Source organism: Dietzia sp. CQ4 (assembly GCF_014145125.1).
Classification (GTDB): Bacteria; Actinomycetota; Actinomycetes; order Mycobacteriales; family Mycobacteriaceae; genus Dietzia; species Dietzia natronolimnaea.
The window spans coordinates 1-20,498 of record NZ_JAALDZ010000060.1 but is presented as its reverse complement, the minus strand read 5'-3'; the positions used below and the strand labels follow the sequence as shown (position 1 = coordinate 20,498).

Annotated in this window: 9 protein-coding genes and 1 pseudogene; 9 read left to right on the top strand and 1 reads right to left on the bottom strand. The window is 60.8% G+C overall.

Features of this window, described 5'->3' with window-relative positions; genetic code table 11:
- Window positions 1-279: 279 nt before the first annotated feature.
- Window positions 280-687 carry an integrase core domain-containing protein gene (locus G6031_RS19065; protein ID WP_277820063.1) on the bottom strand — a complete coding sequence of 136 codons (408 nt, stop codon included), beginning with the start codon at window positions 685-687 and terminating at the stop codon, window positions 280-282.
- Window positions 688-930: 243 nt separating this feature from the next.
- Here G6031_RS19065 and G6031_RS04295 point away from each other — a divergent pair.
- The 9 genes and pseudogenes from G6031_RS04295 to dpdD form a co-directional block, all read left to right on the top strand.
- A pseudogene (locus tag G6031_RS04295) lies at window positions 931-2,233 on the top strand (ISL3 family transposase); the annotation flags it as partial.
- Window positions 2,234-2,457: 224 nt separating this feature from the next.
- A complete protein-coding gene (gene dpdE / locus G6031_RS04290) occupies window positions 2,458-5,910 on the top strand; it encodes a protein DpdE (protein WP_347238437.1) in 3,453 nt (1,150 codons plus the stop codon).
- Window positions 5,910-8,507 carry a protein DpdF gene (dpdF, locus tag G6031_RS04285; RefSeq protein WP_277820062.1) on the top strand — a complete coding sequence of 866 codons (2,598 nt, stop codon included), beginning with the start codon at window positions 5,910-5,912 and terminating at the stop codon, window positions 8,505-8,507. Before dpdE ends, dpdF begins: the two co-directional genes overlap by 1 nt.
- The gene (gene dpdG, locus G6031_RS04280) at window positions 8,507-9,427 is read left to right on the top strand and encodes a protein DpdG (protein ID WP_182652551.1); all 921 of its coding nucleotides are present in this window, start codon (window positions 8,507-8,509) and stop codon (window positions 9,425-9,427) included. The genes dpdF and dpdG overlap by 1 nt, the downstream gene beginning before the upstream one ends.
- Complete coding sequence (gene dpdH / locus G6031_RS04275) at window positions 9,424-12,501, top strand: protein DpdH (RefSeq protein ID WP_182652550.1); 3,078 nt, start codon at window positions 9,424-9,426, stop codon at window positions 12,499-12,501. Before dpdG ends, dpdH begins: the two co-directional genes overlap by 4 nt.
- Window positions 12,498-13,211 carry a hypothetical protein gene (locus G6031_RS04270; protein WP_182652549.1) on the top strand — a complete coding sequence of 238 codons (714 nt, stop codon included), beginning with the start codon at window positions 12,498-12,500 and terminating at the stop codon, window positions 13,209-13,211. Before dpdH ends, G6031_RS04270 begins: the two co-directional genes overlap by 4 nt.
- Window positions 13,208-17,704, top strand: coding sequence for a protein DpdJ (gene dpdJ / locus G6031_RS04265; protein WP_182652548.1), 4,497 nt, complete (start codon window positions 13,208-13,210; stop codon window positions 17,702-17,704). Before G6031_RS04270 ends, dpdJ begins: the two co-directional genes overlap by 4 nt.
- Entirely contained in the window at window positions 17,701-18,225 is a 525-nt protein-coding gene (dpdK, locus tag G6031_RS04260; protein WP_182652547.1) for a phospholipase D-like domain-containing protein DpdK, read from the top strand. Before dpdJ ends, dpdK begins: the two co-directional genes overlap by 4 nt.
- On the top strand, window positions 18,215-20,374 hold the full coding sequence (dpdD, locus tag G6031_RS04255) for a protein DpdD (protein WP_182652546.1): 2,160 nt from the start codon (window positions 18,215-18,217) through the stop codon (window positions 20,372-20,374). Before dpdK ends, dpdD begins: the two co-directional genes overlap by 11 nt.
- Window positions 20,375-20,498: the final 124 nt, after the last annotated feature.

Here is a 20,498-nt window from a genome sequence, read left to right as displayed (position 1 = left end):
TACCCCACGGAACCCCCACTACGCACTCCGGATCCGGAAGAGCCCGTTATCCGTGGAGCCACTCGCTTATAGGCTCCTTCCGCCGTGTGTGTACGGCACGTCGCGGTTGGTGATGATATGGAAAGAAAGAGCAAAGCGGCCCTTCCGGATCCGGAGTGCGTAACTGAGGGTCGCGGGCGACGCGGCGAGGCACAAGATACAGGGGTTAAACCGAACTGGATCTTTCGGAGGGTTTTTGCTGAATTCGGCGGCCTGAGGTTTTGTTGCCTGGTTTGAACTTCATATCTCCTCATATTCGATGGGTTCTCGATAGTCGATCGCCGAGTGCAGTCGCTCGTCGTTGAACCACTTCACCCAGTCGACTGTTTCGCGTTCGACCTCATGACAGCCAGTCCGCTTTTGGGCGGTTTCCAGGTCGATCAGTTCGGTCTTGTAGATCCCGATCGTGGACTCCATGAGGGCGTTGACGCTCCTTGAACCGCCCCGGGTTTCCCTCCGCCTATTCTTCGAGTCGAGGAGGATGGTTGTATGCCGAAGTGGATCGATTCCGCGGTCAAGGAGCGGGCGCTGTGGATGGTGACCGAGCACCCCGATGAGTACGCGTCGCTGATGGCCTGCTGTGACCAGGTGGGCCGCCGTCTGGGCTCGGCAAGGAGACTGTCCGGGGTGGGTTGTGCAGGCCGACATCGAACCCGGAACTCGCCCTGGCATCAGCACCGAGGAGAGCGCGGAGATCAAGCCCCTCGAGGCCGAAAATCGCCGGCCGGCCGGGGACTTGGAGTTCATGCGCTGGGCATCATTTTTCTGCCCTTCCGGATCTGGAGTGCGTAGCGGGGCTCGCAACTGACGCGGTGAGGCGCAAACGAGGGGTTTTGGGGCGTGTAGAGACGCAGATTTCCACGCCTCGCATCGAACGCCCCAGGACCCGTCTTGAACGCTACCGCCAGCTTTCTTGCCGACACCATTTACCGGACCGTCGAACTGCGGGTGACGATCACCGACGCCGCCGTGGCCGACGAGTTCACGCACCTATTTTGAGGCTCGGTCGCACTAGATCCGGTCCGCGTCGACTGCGGTGTCGCAGGTCGGCTGCGGGACCACGTCGAGCGGAGAACCACGGACCTGCCGATCATCGGCCACCCCACCCGACTGCACGTGCGGGTGCCGCGCTTCAACCGCGACAACGCCGAGTGCGGCACGAGGATCTTCCAGCAACGCCTGCCCGCGTTGGCCGAGCCGCGGGCCAAGACGACCCGCCGCTGCGCACGGTGAATCTTGCAGCGTGTGGCGGTCGACCACACCAGCATCTCGGCAGTGGCCAAGGCCTTCGGGTTAGGATGGGATCCAGTTAATTACCTGTGGTATCGAAGATTCGCACCATGATCTACGACCAGCCAGGGCACTTCGACGGCGTCAGCGTTCTCGGAGTCGATGAGCACTAGTGGAAGCAAGTCCGCGGCGAGGGCAGCAACTCGTTCGTCACCCTCCTTGTCGACCTCACACTGGTCGTGGACGGCACCGGCCGGCTGTTGGACATGGTCCCCGGCCGCTCGGCCACGGTGCTCACCGACTGGCTCGACGCCCTTGGTCAGGTGTATCGCTAAAGGGTTCGAATGGTGACGATGGTCGGGTTCGCCGGCGACCACGCCGCCGCCGCGAGCGCGGTGCCCGCAGCGCGGACGGTGATGGACCCGCTTCACGTCGTCCACCTCGCGGCCGACACGCTCGCCGCGAGCCGCCAACTCGTCCAGCAGGCAACCACCGGGCACCAGGGCCGCACCGGGGACCCGCTGTACACGGTCCGCCGCACCCTGGTCGCCCTGCGGGAACTGCTGACCGAGAGGCAGAATAACCGACTGTGGAAGGCATTCGTCGCCCACGACGCTCACGCCGCGGTGGAAGTCACCTACCGCCTGTACCAGGGACTGATCAACGCCTACGAGCAGCTTCGGCGACGGGGCGGCAAGATCGCGATGTACAAGCTACTGCGCTTGATCAGGGCAGGTGTACCGAAAGAACTCCCAGAGTTCGCAAAGTTCGGCCTATTACTCCGGAAGCGCCACCGCGAGATCCTCGCTTGCTTCGACGTCGGCGCCTCCAATGGCCCGTCGAGGCAATAAACGGACGCCTTGAGCACTTCAGCGGATTCGCCCCAGGCTTCCGCAACCTCAAGGACTACATCTTGCGGTCACTAATTCACTCCGGACAATTCCAGAACGGGATCAACGCACTCTCGAACCGGAAGGGCCGGTTTCCCGGGACCGATCACACAAGATTCCACGACCTCGGTCGGTCGTGTGAGCATCAGGACCACGATGCATTCTGCCGACGGTCCAAAGTGTTCTGCCTATGGCACAGTCCTGCTGAACAGCGTTTATGCATGGATTAGGGGATTCGGCGACATGCTGGAGTAATCTTTATTAACGTGCGTCAAGTGAGAGCGATCCGGGGAGCGGCATGACAACCGATGTGATGTGCCCACTATGTGGTTCTCCGATGGACCTGAAGTTCTCCACCCGCGGACGTAACGCGGGTGAAGCGTTCTGGGGGTGCACCCGATTTCCCAGTTGCCGTGGATCTCGCGACATAGACGACCTGGCCTCGGAGCCTCCTCGGCGACGCGAGGCACGCAAGCCTCGGAAGAAGCAATCCGCGCCGCCATCCGAGTCGGGCATCGAGCGACCAAGACTGCGGCCACTCAAGGCCGGGGACCTACTCGAGTCCTCGGCGAACGACCTCGGACCAGGTAAGTTGGTGGCAACCGAAGGAGACATGGTCGTCCTTGAGTTCTTCGATTCACCTGGCCTCGCCGTCTCCAAACGCTACCGCGAGGCGGTTCCGAAGACGAGCGTCCGTCGCTTCAGACTGTCTCACGAGCATCGTGTCTTCTGGGTCGACACCAACGATCACTGGCGCTCCGGACGGATTCTCGAGACGAGCAAACACAATGACATCTACGTTCGGGGCCACGAATGGGAAGGATTCGTCCCAGAAGAACTACTCTACGTCCGGTGGAACAGACCGCTTGGTGATCCGGTCGGTTTCGCTGAGGCCGGCCTGCTGGAATCTCCAATGCTCGCGGAACTCCGCCTACCATTCTTGCAGCGGATTCTTCAGCAACGCTCTGCCGCACACGGTATGCGGGCGGTGCTGTCGAGTTGCGTTGAATTACATGCCCATCAGGTCGAAACGGCCTGGCGGGTTCTCCAAGACCCGGTCCAGCGCTACCTCCTCGCAGATGAGGTTGGCCTGGGGAAGACCATCGAAGCAGGAATCATCATCCGGCAACTGCTGTTGGATGATCCCGGCCTTCGTGTCCAGTTTGTCCTTCCACCGTTCCTGGTGGAACAGTGGAGGAGGGAGCTGACTCAGAAATTCCGTGTGCAAGACTTCCCCGATGCAAACCTTGCGTTCAGTCGGGACGATGAACCATCGACATGGCGCCAGGCGGACCTACTGGTGGTGGACGAGGCTCACAACCTGACCAGGTTGGCCGTCAGTCGGGATCGTGCCCTCAGAGGGCGATTCGAGACACTCCGAAAGATCGCTCTCGAGAGCCCTCGTTTGCTGCTTCTTTCAGCGACACCGGCACTTCACAACGAGGACGCGTTTCTAGCCATGCTCAAGTTGCTCGACCCAGCTCTCCACGCGGACACCACGGCCATCCAACTCCGGTCCAGGCTCGAATCGCGGGCGAGTTTGGGACGTGTGTTTCTGGGTCTCCAACCGGGCCTCCCCGGGGTCCTGCTGAAGGCGCGACTGACGGAAATCGAGGCGGCGTTCCCCGACGACCCCGACGTCAAGGATCTCGTAAGCCGCACCCGAGACTCTCTTGCCGGGGAGGACAGGAAGCAGACGACGACGCTGATCCAAGCGCTTCGCTCCCATGTATCCGAGGTGTACCGTGTCAATCGACGGATGCTCCGCACCCGCCGTACAACGGCGCTGGAAGGCACATACCGAGTCGCCGGCCGTCGCAGACCTGAGGCTATCCGGTTGGAGTCGAACACACGTAGTGACGTGGCCGACGAACTCGACAGATGGCGGGAACAGGCACTTGCGGCAACCGAAGGCGATCGCTGCGCGATGACGGACGCTGCTCGATCATTCGCCGACGCCACTTCAGTCGGGTTGGACCCGAGCGCATTCCAAGAATGGGCTCGCCGTCGGTCTGCTGCATCTGTGGGCAAAGAAGAGTTTGCTTCGCTCGAACGAATTGAGCAGACCATGCTTTATCTGAACCGCCGGACTAGCGTGAGTCGACCGTTCGCCGAACAACTCAGCGATTTGATGACCTCCAAGGAGCGTGCGGTCGTCTTCTGCCCCACTGCTGACCTTGCGGTCGAAGTGGCCGAGGAACTCGTGGATTTCGTCGGTTCCTCAGTCGTCTTCCGCCATGTCACCACGCAAACCAGCACCGAGAACGACGATGCGGTCCGTTCATTCGAGATGTGCCGACGGGCCGGAATACTGATTGCAGATTCGTCGGCGGAGGAGGGGAGAAATCTCCAGTTCGCCGACGTGCTGGTACATCTGGGACTTCCAACTTCGGCCAATCGCCTGGAGCAACGAATCGGACGCTGCGACCGCTGGTCCCCGCAGGGGGCTGGGACCTGGCGGTCATATGTCGCTTCGGAAGACGCTTCCTTCTCATTTGCCGGCGCCTGGGAACATATCCTCAGAGACGGTTTCGGGATTTTCGACAGTTCGGTCGCCAGCCTCCAGCATGCCGTCGACAGCGCGACCGATGAAGCATGGCGAATCCTGTTGCAGATGGGCCTGGCAGGCATCGACTCCGCAGTGGCGAAGGTTCGGGAAATGCTCGCCTCGGAGGTAGAGCGTGTTCGCGAACAGGACGCGCTCGACAGCCTGGAGGCGAATACCGTAGAGCGCTCCGTGTACTCACGTGTCGCAGAGGTCGAAGCACAGGCACCAGACTTTGCGAAGGTCAGCGACGACCTACTGGCGGCACACAACGTGGCAGGCAACCTCAGGTTTGATCGGAAGGGCGATCCTAGAAGTGGCTTAGGCAGTTACGAGGTGCTCCGCCGCAATCCAGGGAGGCAGACCGAGATTCCGCTCATTCCTGCTTCTCGCCTGGTGAGAGACTTCTCCCCGCTTCAAGGGCATGTCGGGACGTATATGAGGGAGGTAGCGCTGAAGCGTCCCGACGTCCACCTTTACAGATACGGAGACGCCTTTGTCGACGCCGTGAGCGACTTCCTCTGGCACGACGACCGGGGCAGAGCATTCGGAATGTGGCGATGGATTCGAAGATGGAAACATGAAGACACTCCCGTGTACCGATTCGACTACGCCGTGGAGGCGAACCCACTTGAAGTCACTTCACCAAGCGACCCTCGTGGTCGCCTCACGAAGGCCAGCTCACGATTCGATTCGCGCGCATTAGCGAGGCGAGCGGACGGGATATTCCCTCCCATCATCGTCAGCATCTGGATGACGGATGATGGACGTGAACTGACTGAGACTACGCACCTAGACGCACTTTCAGCACCGTATAGAAAGCCCAGTCCGGAGTGTGACAGCGGCGACTACGCGCTCAATCGAAAGAGAATCACAGAGGCCTACGAAATCATCCCCGAGAGTAGTTGGGGTGAATCGTGGCGAACTGCAGATCATCGAGCGCGAAAAATAATCAGCGAGCGGGATGACGTCCATACGGCGGTCCAGCAGGCTTCCGAAATCGCGCGCCGCGACGCGGAAACACGGATTTCTCAACTCCGCCTCCGAACTGACCGTGCAACAGGATCAGAACTTGTCCGCTTGGAAGAGGAACTCCAACGGGAGGAACTTATAGCACGCGCAATGTCCGCAGCGGTTGCGGCGCCCTCACTCAGATTGGATGGCACAGGCATTGTAATCCTGTCCGGCCGATCCTTGGGGTTGTGATGACCGACCAATGGGACCTGCTGATAGGGCATCTGGCCGGAGACATCGACCGGTGGGAACAACTCACTGGTCCACACCGCCGCCTTGTTGACGCGTGGTTCTCGAAGGTACCGGGGACCACGATCGCGGGGGACATCGCTGCTCTTCTCGGACAGGTCTTACGACACCGTCGTGGAACCTCCGGCATACCGAAGAGTTTGATCAGTCTCCCACTCGGCAAAAGGGGTGTCTCGGTCGAAACCCTTCGACGTGCGAACCTCGAAGTAACCAAATTCGGACTCGACGAGCATCTCATCGCACTCGCGGACGATTGGACGCCACAGTGGCTCCAAGGTGACGCTCGCTGGATTGATCTGGCCTGTACTAGCCCGGACGATTTCAGGGTCCCCGAAGGTGAGGTGTCCACTTCCGCCAGATACGAAATGGACGTGCCGGCCGACCCCGCAGTTACCGCAATCGCCGGCATTCATACTTATCGGTCCCGCAGTCAGGCAAGCGCAATCCGAACCGCTGCTCTAGCCCCTGCAGGCGCGACTCTCCACGTAGTACTCCCCACCGGCACCGGCAAGTCCCTAGTGGGAATCGCCCCAGGCTTGCTCCGTCGCTCTGGGGTGACCGTGGTGGTGGTCCCCACCATCGCCCTCGCCCTCGATCAGGAACGCCAGATCCATAAGCGATTCCCGAATCAAGACCTTCCTCCGGAACTGGCCTATTACGGCGACCGCAGCGAAAATGAAAAGGCGGCAATAAGAGAACGATTACGACAAGGCGAGCAAAAAGTCCTCTTCACTTCGCCTGAGGCTTTCGTCACTGGATTGGCCCAGACACTTCGACAACTGGCAGCCAAGGGCGAACTGAGCCACATAGTCATCGACGAAGCCCATCTTGTTCGGATGTGGGGACTCAGTTTCCGCGCCGAGTTCCAGGTACTCGCGTCGCTGATCGCCAAGTTGCGGGAGGCCGCACTCCCCCAAGGCGTCAACCCCCCACTTGTCGAACTTCTCACGGCTACCCTATCGCGTCAAAGTCTGCTGTTGAATGAGGAACTTTTCGCCGGGCCCGGTCCGTCACTATTCGTCGGATCGTCCTACCTACGAACTGAACTGCGATATTTCTTCGCACCCCCCGTAGACGACGAGGTACGAATTGACCGAGTGATAGAAGCGCTGTTCCACCTTCCTCGGCCAGCGATCATCTACACGACCCGAAAAGAATCGGCCGAACTGATAGCCAGTCGACTTCGGGAAGCAGGTTTCGGCCGTACGGCGATTTTTCACGGAGGCACGAAAACGAGCGACCGGTCGGCAATTCTCCGCGCCTGGTCGGGTGATGATGGACCGACGTCTGTCGACGTGATCGTGGGCACGAGCGCGTTCGGTCTCGGTGTGGACCAGAGCGACGTGCGCACGGTAATCCATGCCTGTGTGCCCGCCTCCGTCGACCGCTTCTACCAAGAAGTCGGCCGTGGTGGCCGAGATGGACACGCGGCCTTGTCAGTTTGGATTCCAGGCACCACCGATATTCGTGAAGGGCGCGAGATCGAAAACACGACCGTCCTCACCCACGAAAAGAGTTGGGGGCGCTGGGACGCTATGCGGTCAGCGGCCGTCTCAGCTGACCCGTCGAATCGCGAGCTAGTTCTAAACACTGAAGTCGTACCTCAATGGCTCGACTATGCCTCTGAAAGCAACCAGTTGTGGAACCGCAACACGTTGGTCCTCCTTCAACGTTCCGGGGTCCTCGACATCGTCGACACCCCACCGCCCACTGTGGAGCGTCTCAAGGGAGAACCCGATGCCGATTGGCAGAGGCGAGTCGAAGAGGCATGGGCGGCCTATGTGAAGCACGCGACCGTGCGAATCCGTCCCGAAATCACCAATCTTGATCAGGCAACTGTATCCAGTGCGGTCGACATCGTTCGGAGGGAGATTCGTGCGTCCGAATCCGCTTCACAATCCCGTATAGAGCGAATGTTTAATTTGGAAGAATGCTGGGGGAAAATCCTTAGCGAGGAGTATGCCTACGACGACATAGGTCCGATGCACGCCAGCCTCGCCGTCGCCCCAGCATGTTCTGGCTGTCCGGCCAGGGGACACAAACACATCACTTCCTTCAGAGCCGCACGCCCCATCGTCCAGGAGGCATTAATCCCACAACTACACCTCCGGGTGAGCAGCACTCTCGTCGCTATGGCCGGCGACAGTCTGACCCTGGTCGTTCCATACCGCGAAGGGGAACTCCGAATACGCCTCGCCGAACTCATCACAAAATCGGTGACACACGGAATCCGGGGAATTCTCGCTTCCGAGAGTTATTTCAGACTGCCTGCTGTTGCAGAAGCGGGCCGGCATGCCCCCGAAGGGTTGGTCGCCATCGATCGGGTCTCTGGGGGCCCTCCTCGATCTTTTCCGATTCCGACCTTGATCCTCCTGGATTCCACCGATCCTCCCCAATTGAGTTGGATCGCCGGCGAGACGGGGTCGCTTCGAATCGTGGTGCTTCCGGAAGACACGCCAGACCCGCAGTATTCCGATCAAACGGTGAAGTCCATTCGTGTCCCGTTCTCTATGCTTTCTGACTTTCTAAGGAGAATGTGATGGCCGTACTCAATCCTCCACGTACGCTGCCGGGACTCGGCCGTGCCATCGTGAACTACCTGTTCGAATCTCGACGTTCACTCACCGAGGACGATCTCATCGAGACATTCAAACCGGAAGGCCTCAACCCCGGTGCCGACGCCGCGAGCGGAGTCACCAACACGCTGTCCTCCCTCAGGGCGATAGGTGTGATCGACAAGGGATCCGACGGCACACTTTCGTTGAGTTCACTGGTCCCGACACCGAAATCCCCGTTCGACCGCGCAGAGTTTCGGCGACTCCTTCAGACCCGCGTGTTTGATCTCGAACGTGATGGCGATATCTGGGCGACACAACCCGGCGAGGGTCATACGTATGGTGCTCGGGATCTCAACAGGGCTCTCACCTGGGCAATGGCGCAGGACGCTCTCGGACAACCACTATCCTGGACGGACAACTTGCAGGAACTCCAAGCGGATCAACTAAACACGTCGGAACGTGAATCGTGGCCGATAGTAAATGACACGCGCTGGCTGGCGGCATCCCGCTGGATAGTCGCTCTGGGTCTGGCCACCCCCTCGATCATGAAGGATGCGTCCGGTGTCGTTCCTCTACCAGTTACCGCAATCGAAGACTCACTCCGGGACCTACCCGACGCGCGGATCCCGATCCATGAACTCCTGGAACTCATCGGTCGTGCGATTCCTGTCCTCCATGGCGGTTCTATGCGTTCCGGGCTGACATCCCTCCTCGGAAGCGATCCAGATCCGGGGATACTCTCCAACTGCGCCGACAGTTCCGTCGGCCAGGCGTTGCGGATCCTTGAAGAACGCGGGCTGATCCAGTTCGAAACACTTCCTGACGCCCAGGGAATCCGCTTGTCCCGCTTCGAGGATTCGCGAACAACCCACGCCATCGTTATGCCAGGAGGTCCGAAGTGAGTTGGCGCGGAGCGCTTCCAGCAGCCTGCTGGGATGCACAGCAGACGTCCAGCATCATCCCGGTCGAGGCGGAGAGCACCAGCGACGCCGTCTTCCTGGCAACGCACACCACAATTCCGATCGCCCAGCGAGACCATGTTGACAAGGGTGGCAGAGCCTCCGTCGTCGACGAACGAAGCCTGCTGAAAGCCGTGCAGGCACAACCAGCCGACCTGCCGATAATTCCTATCCTCGGGAAATCAGGCACCGGGAAGTCGCATCTCATACGGTGGCTTCGCACGAACCTTGAAATTAACGATACCACTCGACTCATTTTCGTCCCGAAGCACCGTATGTCGCTTCGTGGAATTCTCGAACTGATACTCGAACACGCAAGTGGGGAACGTGCGGACGAACTCCGATCGAGAGTCGCCACCGCGGTAGACGCCGCCGCGGACGAGAGAACCGCACAACTGAAACTCCGGAACGCACTCGCCGTCAATATCGAAACCCGCGGTATTCGTAACGACGGGTCTCCGGACGAGATCGAACTCCGCACCTACCTGGCCTCACCGAGTGGCCTCCCTGCACTTTTCGGCGACGATGTGTTCAGAACTCGCCTATTGAACCAGAATGGCCCTATTGCGCGCCTAGTCAGGGAAAAACTCTCAGGGAAGGGCATTGAAGACAAGGAAAACGCCTTCGGCTTCACTGCCGACGACCTGAACCTCCCGGTTGACGACGTTAACAGAGCGGGCCACGCTGCACGAGAAGTCGCCGCCGCACTGACGAGTGAACGATCACTCCGCGAACTCGCAGCCAAAATGATCAGCGAGCAACTCGGTCCATCCGTGAGCGAGGTCTTCGGCATCGGTGGTGACGATCTCAAGCAAATCCTCACTGACGTTCGCGTAGACATGCATGAGCAAGGTCTCGAACTCCTATTGCTCATCGAGGATTTCTCAATCTTCCAGGGAATCCAGGGCGGACTAATCGATGCCATCACGCTCATCTCGACCGAAAGCCACAGACTCTGTCCAATGAGGGTCGTTATGGCAGTGACGAGTGGTTACTTCGTCAATCAGATGCCAGAAACCGTGTACACACGCACGTATAAAGTGTTTGACCTGGAGTTGCCAAAGGGAACAGACGTCTCGTTCGATCCTGCAGGATTCGCTTCCAGGTACCTGAATGCCGTTCGGGTCGGCGCAACACATCTGGAAGGTGCCCACGCGCACGGGGACCCCCTCCCGAACGCCTGCGAGCAATGCCCTGTGAACGCGGAGTGCCACTCCGCGTTCGGCCAGGCGGACGGGTACGGACTCTTTCCCTTCAACTCGGTCGCCCTCGATCGGGCTATCGGAAGCCAGTCATCCGACGGAGATTTCGTCGCCCGCACAGTCCTGACTCGTGCACTTCGGCCAGTCCTGCTTCACGAGCAGGTCGAGATCGAGAATGGCCGATTCCCGAGTGAGCGCTTCGCCATCGAGTTCCGCGCCGGCGCAACTGATCGGTTGTCCAATATCGAGGAACAGGTCAAGTTGCGGTCACCGGGGAACGAGGAACTCTCCGAACGACGCCTGCGATTGGTTCGTTTCTGGGGCACGGGAGAAGGCGCCGAGAATCTCGCGCCAACTATTCATGAAGCCTTCTCCATCCCGCCGATCGAGAATCTCAACCGTGCAGGTGCACGGCCGACCTCCGGACGCCCCTCGCAGATCACCGAACCCCGACCCCCGTCACCCGCCCCGACTCCGAACCCGAAACGAACCCCGCGAGCGGTCGACCTGGATCCGCAACTCGTGCGGGCGGTCGACCGATGGGGCGCAACCGGCAACATCCAACAGAGCGATAGAAACGAACTGCGAAATATTGTCTACCAAACGATTCGGCAACGACTCTTATTCGAAGACGGCTACGGTGGCGACAGCCTCTGGCGAAACGACAAGCTGCTGACACCTGGGTTCGATGCGAAATCGGTCGAGTTATCGGAGCAGAAACTCGCCGACGCAGTCCTTCCAATCGACCGGACTGATCTCGAAACGCTACGAGCACTCAGGGCGCTCGCCTGGGCGAACCACAAAAACAGTTGGGAAGAGGTACCTGACGGCGAACGACTACAACGACTCGCCGAAAATGCCGTTGACCGATGGAAGGCAAGGGTCGCCGAAATCCTTCTCCCGCCGGAGAATCCTGCAGACGATACCGAATTGGTTCGCTTAGTCGACATACTGTTGGAAATCGCACGAGCACTCGGAGTTCCCAGTGCTTTCAAGTCCGACACGGCAAATCGCATTCGAGCACTTTTCGCCACAGTCCCACAACGGAGTGACCTGGAGGAGAGACCCAAACTCCACTCTCTCCATGACTTCCTGCTAAATGAGACCGCCGGCGGCAAGCAAACCCGCGTCAGTCGTGCTCAACTCCAATTGCGCCTACTCCGACACGCGTCATTCAGCCAGGGCGCCGGTAAGCCCCTCGCCCTCGATGTGAACAAACTTGCGAAGGTGATTCGCTCATTGCCTGGAGTCGTATCATGGCCCGACTCGACGCCCGATCTCGTCAACTCCTCGGTCTCGGTGATCGAGGCCCGATTGGCGGAAGTCGACACATTGTATGAGGAAGCGTCGAGGCTCGTGCCGAATCTCTCCGACCTGGGCGGCGAACTCAACGCCGTGGCCACGGAACTTCTCGACCTGGTCTACGAACGGGCGACGGCCGGCGACCTTCCCGGTGGAATCAATCCAGATGCGCTAAAGGCGGCCGCGAAGGCGGTCTCCCAGAGTGACGAACGCAAGGTCAAGACCAAGTTTGCGGAACTCAGCCGGTGGGGCCAGTTGACGGTCGAAGAAAAATACCAACTACTCAACGGCGACTGGGACAAACCCGCGCAGCGCGTCAGCACCTGGCTACGGCTCGCCGGGAACACCGTGCGGTCGCTCAAGCAGAGCCTGCGGAACACTTCCGACTCTGACGTCCAGCGAGAGTACGCGGGGGCTCGCGACCGACTTGTCACCGACCTCGCCGCAATCGCGGATGCGATCCCACTCCCCGTGACCCGAGAAGACCAAGTCGGAGCGGAGGACCCAGCATGAGTTTGCAGAGCACCATCCAGAGCCTTCGGGCCCACGCCGATGTCGCCGACGACGCACACCGGGTCAAGGTCAGAACCGGGCAACTCACTGAACTTCGGGAACGGCTGGCCCGGCCACCTCTGTCGGATCTGGCCGCCCTCAACGCCGCCCTCGTCGAGCTCCAACAAGTCGATGTCGAGATCCCTGAAGATCTCGAAGAAAACGGCGTGGAGGTCGCCAAGCGACTCCGTGAACTCGCGGTCAGACTTCCCGGATTGCGAGCAGATGAGGACCTGGACTTCGCCAGGGCGTGTGTGGCGTCTGCCGAGAAATACGCTCAGAACTTGAAGAACATAGTCGTGGCTGGTTGGGACGATTATGTGAACCAACCCCAGCCGGCAATCGACCAGGAACTCGTGGAAGCTTTGGCAAACGGCGGCATCGACGTGGAGGACATTCGCGCAGAATTCGAGTCAGCGGACGGCAAATTGTTCGCGCTGCGCAACAGGAAGGTCCCTGGCCGCGGTTCTGTCAAGACCTACAGAGATGCCATCGAGGCCATGCGGCGGTGCGGCGAACGCATCGGCGAGGTGGTTGATTCAGATATAGCCGAAGGCATCATCGAGTCGCAGACGTCAGCCGGTATTTCGCTGACCTGGTTCACTCCTGAGCGCGTCGAGAAACTTCGTAGACTCGGCATCATGGATCGTTTCAAGGTGCGTCTGGTATGACGCCCGCCCTGCTGGCCGGGATCCTGGATCGACTGGAGTCCCTGGAGGACCCGCTTCTGTGCTGGGGCGTCGTCGACGGCGGCTTCAGCACCGACGAACTGCGCAACGTGATCAGTGAGGAACTCCTGGCACGCCACGAGTGGGATCTGAGCGCCGACGACGTAATCGAGGCCATGACCGCTCGTGCGCTTCTGGTACACGATTCAAGCGCGTCACCGGGAAGATGGCGCACGCGAAATGGCGAGACGATCCGACTCATGGCTCGGCTCCGGCAGACCTTCCTTGGTCAAGCTTGGCAGTCAGGCACCGAATTGATCGCCGATTTCCGCTACGCTCGCAGACCGCGTTTCTATCCCAGGCGTGATCAACCCTGGATCACCGCCCTCGAGGGAGTCGACGGCCCCGTCGATGCCTACCGTCAGGTCCTCGACGCAATGACCCAACGCGACGGCAACCACGATCTGCTCAGCGGCTTCCAGGTTCAGGCCACGAGGCACATCCTGAACTCTCTAGAGAATCGCACCACGACCGCGACCGTGGTCGGCGCCGGCACAGGCAGTGGGAAGACGAATGCGTTCTATCTCCCGGCCTTCAGCTATCTCGCCAGCATCTCCGACGCGTCCGCATGGACGCGAGCACTCGCGGTATATCCCCGCACCGAACTCCTCAAGGACCAGTTGGACACGGCCTTCGCCCATGTCTGCCGACTGGGTCAGGTGTGGAAGAAGTCATGGGGGCGGTCGATGACAGTGGGCGCGCTCTACGGCAGTACCCCCACCAGCGCGAGAGATGCACGGACTCCATACCGTGGCTGGACCAAGCGACCCCACGGTATGGCGTCACCGCAAATGCGCTGCCCGGGAGATGGTTACACCCCTTGTGGAGGCGAACTCGTCTGGCCTGACGACGACATCGATGCCGGAATAGAGCATCTGCTCTGCAGCACATGCCGGCGGTCGTTCACTGAGGACCAGATCGTCCTCACCCGAAAGTCGATGCAGAAGTCTCCCCCTGACCTGCTCTTCGTCACGACAGAGATGCTCAACCGCGGTCTCTCGGACCTGAACATATCCCGGCCGCTTGGTATCGACGTACCGGCGGACAAGAAACCCCGCCTAATCCTTCTCGATGAGATCCATACGTACGACGGAGCCGCAGGCGCGCAGGCCGCCCTCGTACTCCGCCGGTGGCATCACAGGATTCAGGCACCGATTACGTTCGTCGGACTCTCCGCGACCCTGACGAATCCGATCCGGCACATGGCGAACCTCACAGGGGTCGAGGACCACCTGATCACCAGCATCGAACCCGCATCCGACGAGTTCGAATACGAGGGCGCGGAGTACCTGCTTGCCCTCCGAAGCGACCCGACCAGCGGAGCATCTGTCCTGTCATCCACCATCCAGACATCGATGCTCCTCCCGCGTGTGCAAGATGAGCCGACCAGTCGGATTTCAGCAGGTTTCTATGGCACGAAGGCATTCGTCTTCACGGACGACCTCGACGTGACCAACCGCCTGTTCTCCTACCTCCTCGATGCCGAAGGCCAGCGATACGCGTACGGCAAGGCCAAATCGGTCAAACCTCCGCTGGCTTCGGTGCGGGCCAGATCCGACGGCGACGATGTCAGCCGTCAGCGTCGTGCGGGTCAACTCTGGGATCTCCCGAGCATCATCGGCCACAGGTTCGCGAAGACCGGTGAAGGGTTACGCGTCAGCAGAACCACTTCCCAGGACTCAGGTGTCTCGGCGGACAGTCAACTCATCGTCGCGACAGCCTCGCTCGAAGTCGGCTTCGACGATCCCGACGTCGGGATCGTCATCCAACACAAGGCTCCCCGCGGGGTGGCCCCCTTCCTTCAGAGGAAGGGCCGCGCGGGACGAAAGCGGACCATGCGGCCATACACGATAGTGGTGCTCTCCGATTACGGCCGCGATCGCGCGGTGTACGAATCGTGGGACACACTGTTCGATCCGATCATTCCCGAACTCGTGTTGCCTATCCGAAACCGCGCGGTACTCCGTATGCAAGCCACCATCGCGATGATCGACTGGCTGACCAACCAGTTGCGGAAGCAGGGTATCCCGCCGACGACAACCGCTTGGACAGCACTGGGCCAGAAGCCGGCCAAGAGTTTCGCCGAACCAGGTCGGGAGACTCAAGAAAAGGCCGGTCGAATTCTCGCCGAAATGCTCTGCAATCCGAGCCGCCAACGAAGTCTGCGACTATGGGTGCAGGACGCCCTGGGCCTCTCCGATTCAGAAGCTAATGAGATCCTATGGCATCCGCCCAGGTCGCTTATGCTCCAGGCCATCCCCACCTTGCGTCGCCGACTTCTCCACAATTGGGGAGTGGCCAATCCGTCCTCCATACTAGAGTTCGCGGATCTCATGGGGGCCAACCCCCTACCCGACTTCTTCCCTGTGAACCTCTTCAGCGAACTCTCGCTGCCCGAAACCATCGTCAGCCTGCCACCGCAGACCGATCGGGAAACCGACCGTGAACTACAAGCGATTGGACTTGGTCAGATGCTCCGGGAGTACGCGCCCGGTCGAGTCTCACGCCGGTTCGCAACCCGCAATCTCGATCACCGGCATTGGATTCCCATTCCACTCGGCGTGACTGACCCGGTCTTGGAACTCAGCACGTTCCTGCGCCAGTACGGGATCGAGGACCCGTGCACCGTAGATGTCGACGGGCACCTCACATCCATCACGGTGGTTCGTCCCGATGAGGTGCTGGTCGAACTACCTCCTGAGGAGGTAAAGGATTCGTCCAACGCGACGATGGAGTGGCGTTCACAGTTCATAGAGATGGGTGCAGGCCTCGGTATCCGTACACCGAATGCCGATCCCGTCGGACGTCTGATCGACGACGCTCGATTCTTCCTTCATGCCCAGAACTCCCACGTAAGTGTTCATCGGGCTGCCGTCGGTTCGACTGCGACGATGTTCCTCGAAGGGGGAGACGAGCAGCGGAGCAATGCGACCTTCGCATTGCATGGCGAACCGGCCGCGATCGGCTCGACCTTCGAGGTCGACGGATTGCGCATCCGAGTCCACCTACCGGTGGATCTGTCCATACCGGACGATCTTCTTCCCGGCCTACGCAGCGCCTGGTTCAAACACGTCCTACTCACGGACGCCGAGTTGTCGACCTTCCTGAATAGTTTCCGAATCGACTGGCTTCACCAGTGTCTGGAAGCCATGCTCCTCACCACGGCCGTGCGGGAACAGTGCACCCTCTCCGAAGCATACGAAGCGATCCACGACTCTTTCGATAAGGGGCTCGACGAGACTCTCGACGCCATGTTCCGGGTGTCCAGCGAAGTGGAATCGGAGTCGGCAACCCTGTCCCGATTGGGCACCCGACTCCGGGAAGCCCTGGGGAATCCCGTGATAGCCACCCGACTCGACGTCCTGGCGACGCAGTATTGGTCGCCCGATCCCACCGCGTTCGAGCGATGGGTGAGAGACCGAACGCTCTCGACTCTCGGCCACGCGGCGCTGGTCGCCGCCAGACAGATCTGCCCGGAACACGACCCCGAGAGCATCATCGTCGACGTCGAACCGGGTTACGACCAGGACGGACAGCATCGAATCGGTGAGATCTGGCTGACCGAGTCCTCCATCGGCGGCGGTGGTTTTGTCGAGGCCCTCGCTGCACGGGTCCGCCCTGATCCCCGCCGTTTCCTCCGACTCGTACTCCGCGCGACACAACCGGGTACATCCGAACTGGTGGACACCCACCTGCAACGGATCATCGATATGGTGGCGACCGACACCGTATGGTCCGGTCTGGTCAACGACTACCGATCAGCACCCGATCAGGCCACGCGCGTCGATGCACTCGGACGGATCCGGGACGGTCTCCGGCAGGCCGGCATCTACGGAGCCGAGCATTCGGTGGTGACGTCGCTCGCGAGTCGGGTACTACGGCCCGGATCGACTGAAGCGACCGACATTGCCCTGGCCACCGTCACGACCGAATGGAAGGCGGAGGAACGGCGCCTCGGCGTCGAGATCCCACCACGGACATGGGCATACCTGATGCGGTCGCGGGGCGATCTCGATCCGGGACTGGTCTTCACGGCAGGCATAGACGAACGTCAACGTATCGATGCGGTCCAGAGCATGCTCTGGCCCAGAGGTTGGCAACTCCGAGCCGAACCGCTCAGCGCGTGGAATCCCTTCGTCGAGACTCTGCCTGCGGCTCCGGATGTGTTGCGCTCGGTCGTCGACGCCGGCGATCCACCGCACTGGATTACCGAGGCCGTCGGAGAACGTGTGAGGGAGACTCTTGCGCGAACCGGAACCGTGCAGGTCCTCGCCACTCCCACGCAAGCCGACCTACTCGCCGACCTGCTAGTCGATCTCTGTGTCGAACCCGTCGTCACCGACTACCTCAACGTGTTCCCCCGGGTCGTCGAGACCGACCACCGGGCAAACGGCAACGTGATCGTGACACTCGAGTTGGCGGAGGTGTCGGCATGAGGCGTGTCACCACTGCAGGCCGCGGACAGACCCGGATCCTCACTGACCTGATGCAGAATCTCCTGGTCACGGAACTTCTCGTCCCGTCACGGCAACTCTGGGTGTTGTCTCCGTGGATCTCGGACATCGACGTGATCGACAACACCGCGGGGCAGTTCCAAACCATCCTGCCCGGTCTCCCTTCGAGGAGGATCCGCCTGACCGAGGTGCTGATCGAACTCGCCGATCGCGGATGCGACGTCCGAGTGCTGACCCGCGATGCCGACAGCAACAGCGTCGCTCTACGTCGACTCGAGAACGTCGGCCTTCATGGCTCCCGACCGACCGTTCGAATCCACCCCACGGTCCACGACAAAGGCATCCTGGGGGACCGCTTCCATCTCCAGGGGTCGATGAATTTCACCCACTTCGGCCAAGCGGTCAATGCAGAAGGCGTGACGTTGACGAGCGACCCGCACGCGATCGCCGAAGCGCGAATCGCATACAATGCGCTATACGAAGGCATCGACAATGGACGATGACGTGTTCTTCGGGACAGGCAACGACATCAAGCCGGCCACATTGCCGGCCGGTTATCTGGCATCCATCGACAGTTGGAAGGATGCGATCAGGAACGGGCAGGTCGGCTTTCTCCCGAGAGCGATCGACGGGAAACTCTACTGGTACGGATTCGCTTCTTCACCACGTCAGCGAAAGGAACTACTGAAACTCCTGGATGCATGGGTGGGACCGACATTCAGCGACCTACCTCGCAGCAGAGGACGCCTCCACCCCGGCGATCCGTTCGATAAGATGTTCGAGAAGGACGACGTTCCCCCACTTCGGTTCGAGGTGCTGCCACGCGGAAACGGGATGGCTCGCGACGAGACCCGTGAAGCGCTCCGGACCCTTTCCGGACTGCTGTGGGATCGTCCTCGCTCCGAGTTCGATTCACCCCGGACCACCGTCGAGATCCTCGACGACCTGGGCCATGCCATCAGCGTCGGAGATGGCACCGTCGCGTTCGACTGCCTTCGCGAGCTCGAGTCGTACGTTGACCTCGATTATTCGAACCTGGCATTTCTCCGTCTTCGCGTACACGCCGCACTGGGGGACACGGACGCGGTTTTCGCCGACCAGGATTTGGAGCACGTGCTCCTGATGCGTCGACCTCTGGGTGTCACCCGCCTTCTGCAGAACGCGGTCTACGAGCGATATCTGGCGTCGGCCGACTCGACAGAGGACGGTGAGTCGGTTCTCCGGGCCGCCGAGCAGATCCCTGCCGGCCTTCGAACCCTCACGTCGGGGGGTGCATCCAGGACCCACGAGTCGCTCGTCGTCGAATTCATGTTCGCACTGTTGCGAGGCGCTCCGGGGAGCACCCTGGAGCGGCTGATCGAGCAGGCGCAGGCCCTCTCGCCGGAATTGGCGGAACGCCTACGCACCCTGATCCCCTCCGATTCCACCTCCGCCGATACTGAACCCACGTCTACCAGCACCGAACCGGTCCGTTCCACGACCGACGAAATCCACCGACTCATTATGGAAGGCGAGTTCGATTCAGCGATTGCTTGCGGTCTCGTTGAGTCTCCGTCGGCCGAGGTTGCCGCTCTTCTCCTCGCGTGCCTCCGCGAAGTGGAGAATTCACACCTGGTCGCGGACGTGGCTGACTTTATCGAGAAATCCGGACTGAGGGCGGAGACGTCGAACCACGATGCCGTGGTCCGAAGCGATCTGGAGTGGCTGAAGAACTACATGAGCCCGCAACGCAGCCTCGGGTGGCATGGTTGGTTCCAGGCTCTGAGGTCGAACGATTCCGCGAACATGCACGTCGACTTCGGCACCGCCGCGGAATGGCATCCACTCGATGCGCCATCGGTCGCCGAATGCCTCTCGACGTTGGATGAGGATGCGCTGGCCCGATTCGGGGACCACGGCGGCGCGTTCATGGCGGCGCACTCTTCGCTCTTCGCGGGTGAAGGGGGCCCCGAACTTTGCGAACGCGTTCTCGCGTGCTTCGCCGTCAGTCAGAAGAACACCTCGGGCATCCGTCTGCAGACCGTGGCGCTCCTCGAGTACCTCGCGGCGTCCGACGCGGGGCAGAACCTTGTGACCTCGGCACTCCTGTGGACGGAAGACGTCGTTCACGCAGCCACGTCCGCAGTCACGGCGAGTTGGACGGTCGATGTGCTCCAGGTCGCCACTGCCAGCCCCCGAGCGTTCGCGCTCGAAGCGAAGACACAGTTGTTCTACCGCGCACTCGATGTGCTGCGGCCGGTGCGATCCAGCCTCAGCCTGGCGGATATCGAAGGTCTTCGATTGATCGCCGAGGAACTCGAGATCCACCTTCCAGCTGAATTCGACGCCGTCGGCGACGACCCAGCGACTCCGTACCGCCACCTCGAAGGCTGTGTGGTGGCGCTCTATTCGCTCACGGAGTCCGCGATCATCCGCGCCGCTCAGGTACTCCGGCGACTGGTCCCGGGACTCGATGTGCGGACGACATCCGATCACGTCGGAAGCAAACAGTTAGCCTCGCTCAGTTCGAACGCTGATGTGTTCGTCGTCGTCGCGGCGTCGGCGAAACACGCGGCGACGGAATACATCAGAGATCACCGCGGCGGCTTGCCCATGATCCTGGTCAACTCGCGCGGATCATCCGCAATCCTCCGGGAACTCGCCGAGGGATGAGGAAGGGAAAATACCGGGTGAACCGCCTTCGAGAGGTCACCGCTTCCCGGTGGTCCCAGGCAGGTCGACGACGGGATCAGGTGGCAGATAGGGCTTGTCGGTACCGCGGGTCCGGCGAGTTGGT

Coding starts and splice junctions, on each gene's coding strand:
- G6031_RS19065 (WP_277820063.1), bottom strand. CDS start 687: ATGTCGGCCTGCACAACCCACCCCGGACAGTCTCCTTGCCGAGCCCAG.
- dpdE (WP_347238437.1), top strand. CDS start 2,458: ATGACAACCGATGTGATGTGCCCACTATGTGGTTCTCCGATGGACCTG.
- dpdF (WP_277820062.1), top strand. CDS start 5,910: ATGACCGACCAATGGGACCTGCTGATAGGGCATCTGGCCGGAGACATC.
- dpdG (WP_182652551.1), top strand. CDS start 8,507: ATGGCCGTACTCAATCCTCCACGTACGCTGCCGGGACTCGGCCGTGCC.
- G6031_RS04270 (WP_182652549.1), top strand. CDS start 12,498: ATGAGTTTGCAGAGCACCATCCAGAGCCTTCGGGCCCACGCCGATGTC.
- dpdJ (WP_182652548.1), top strand. CDS start 13,208: ATGACGCCCGCCCTGCTGGCCGGGATCCTGGATCGACTGGAGTCCCTG.
- dpdK (WP_182652547.1), top strand. CDS start 17,701: ATGAGGCGTGTCACCACTGCAGGCCGCGGACAGACCCGGATCCTCACT.
- dpdD (WP_182652546.1), top strand. CDS start 18,215: ATGGACGATGACGTGTTCTTCGGGACAGGCAACGACATCAAGCCGGCC.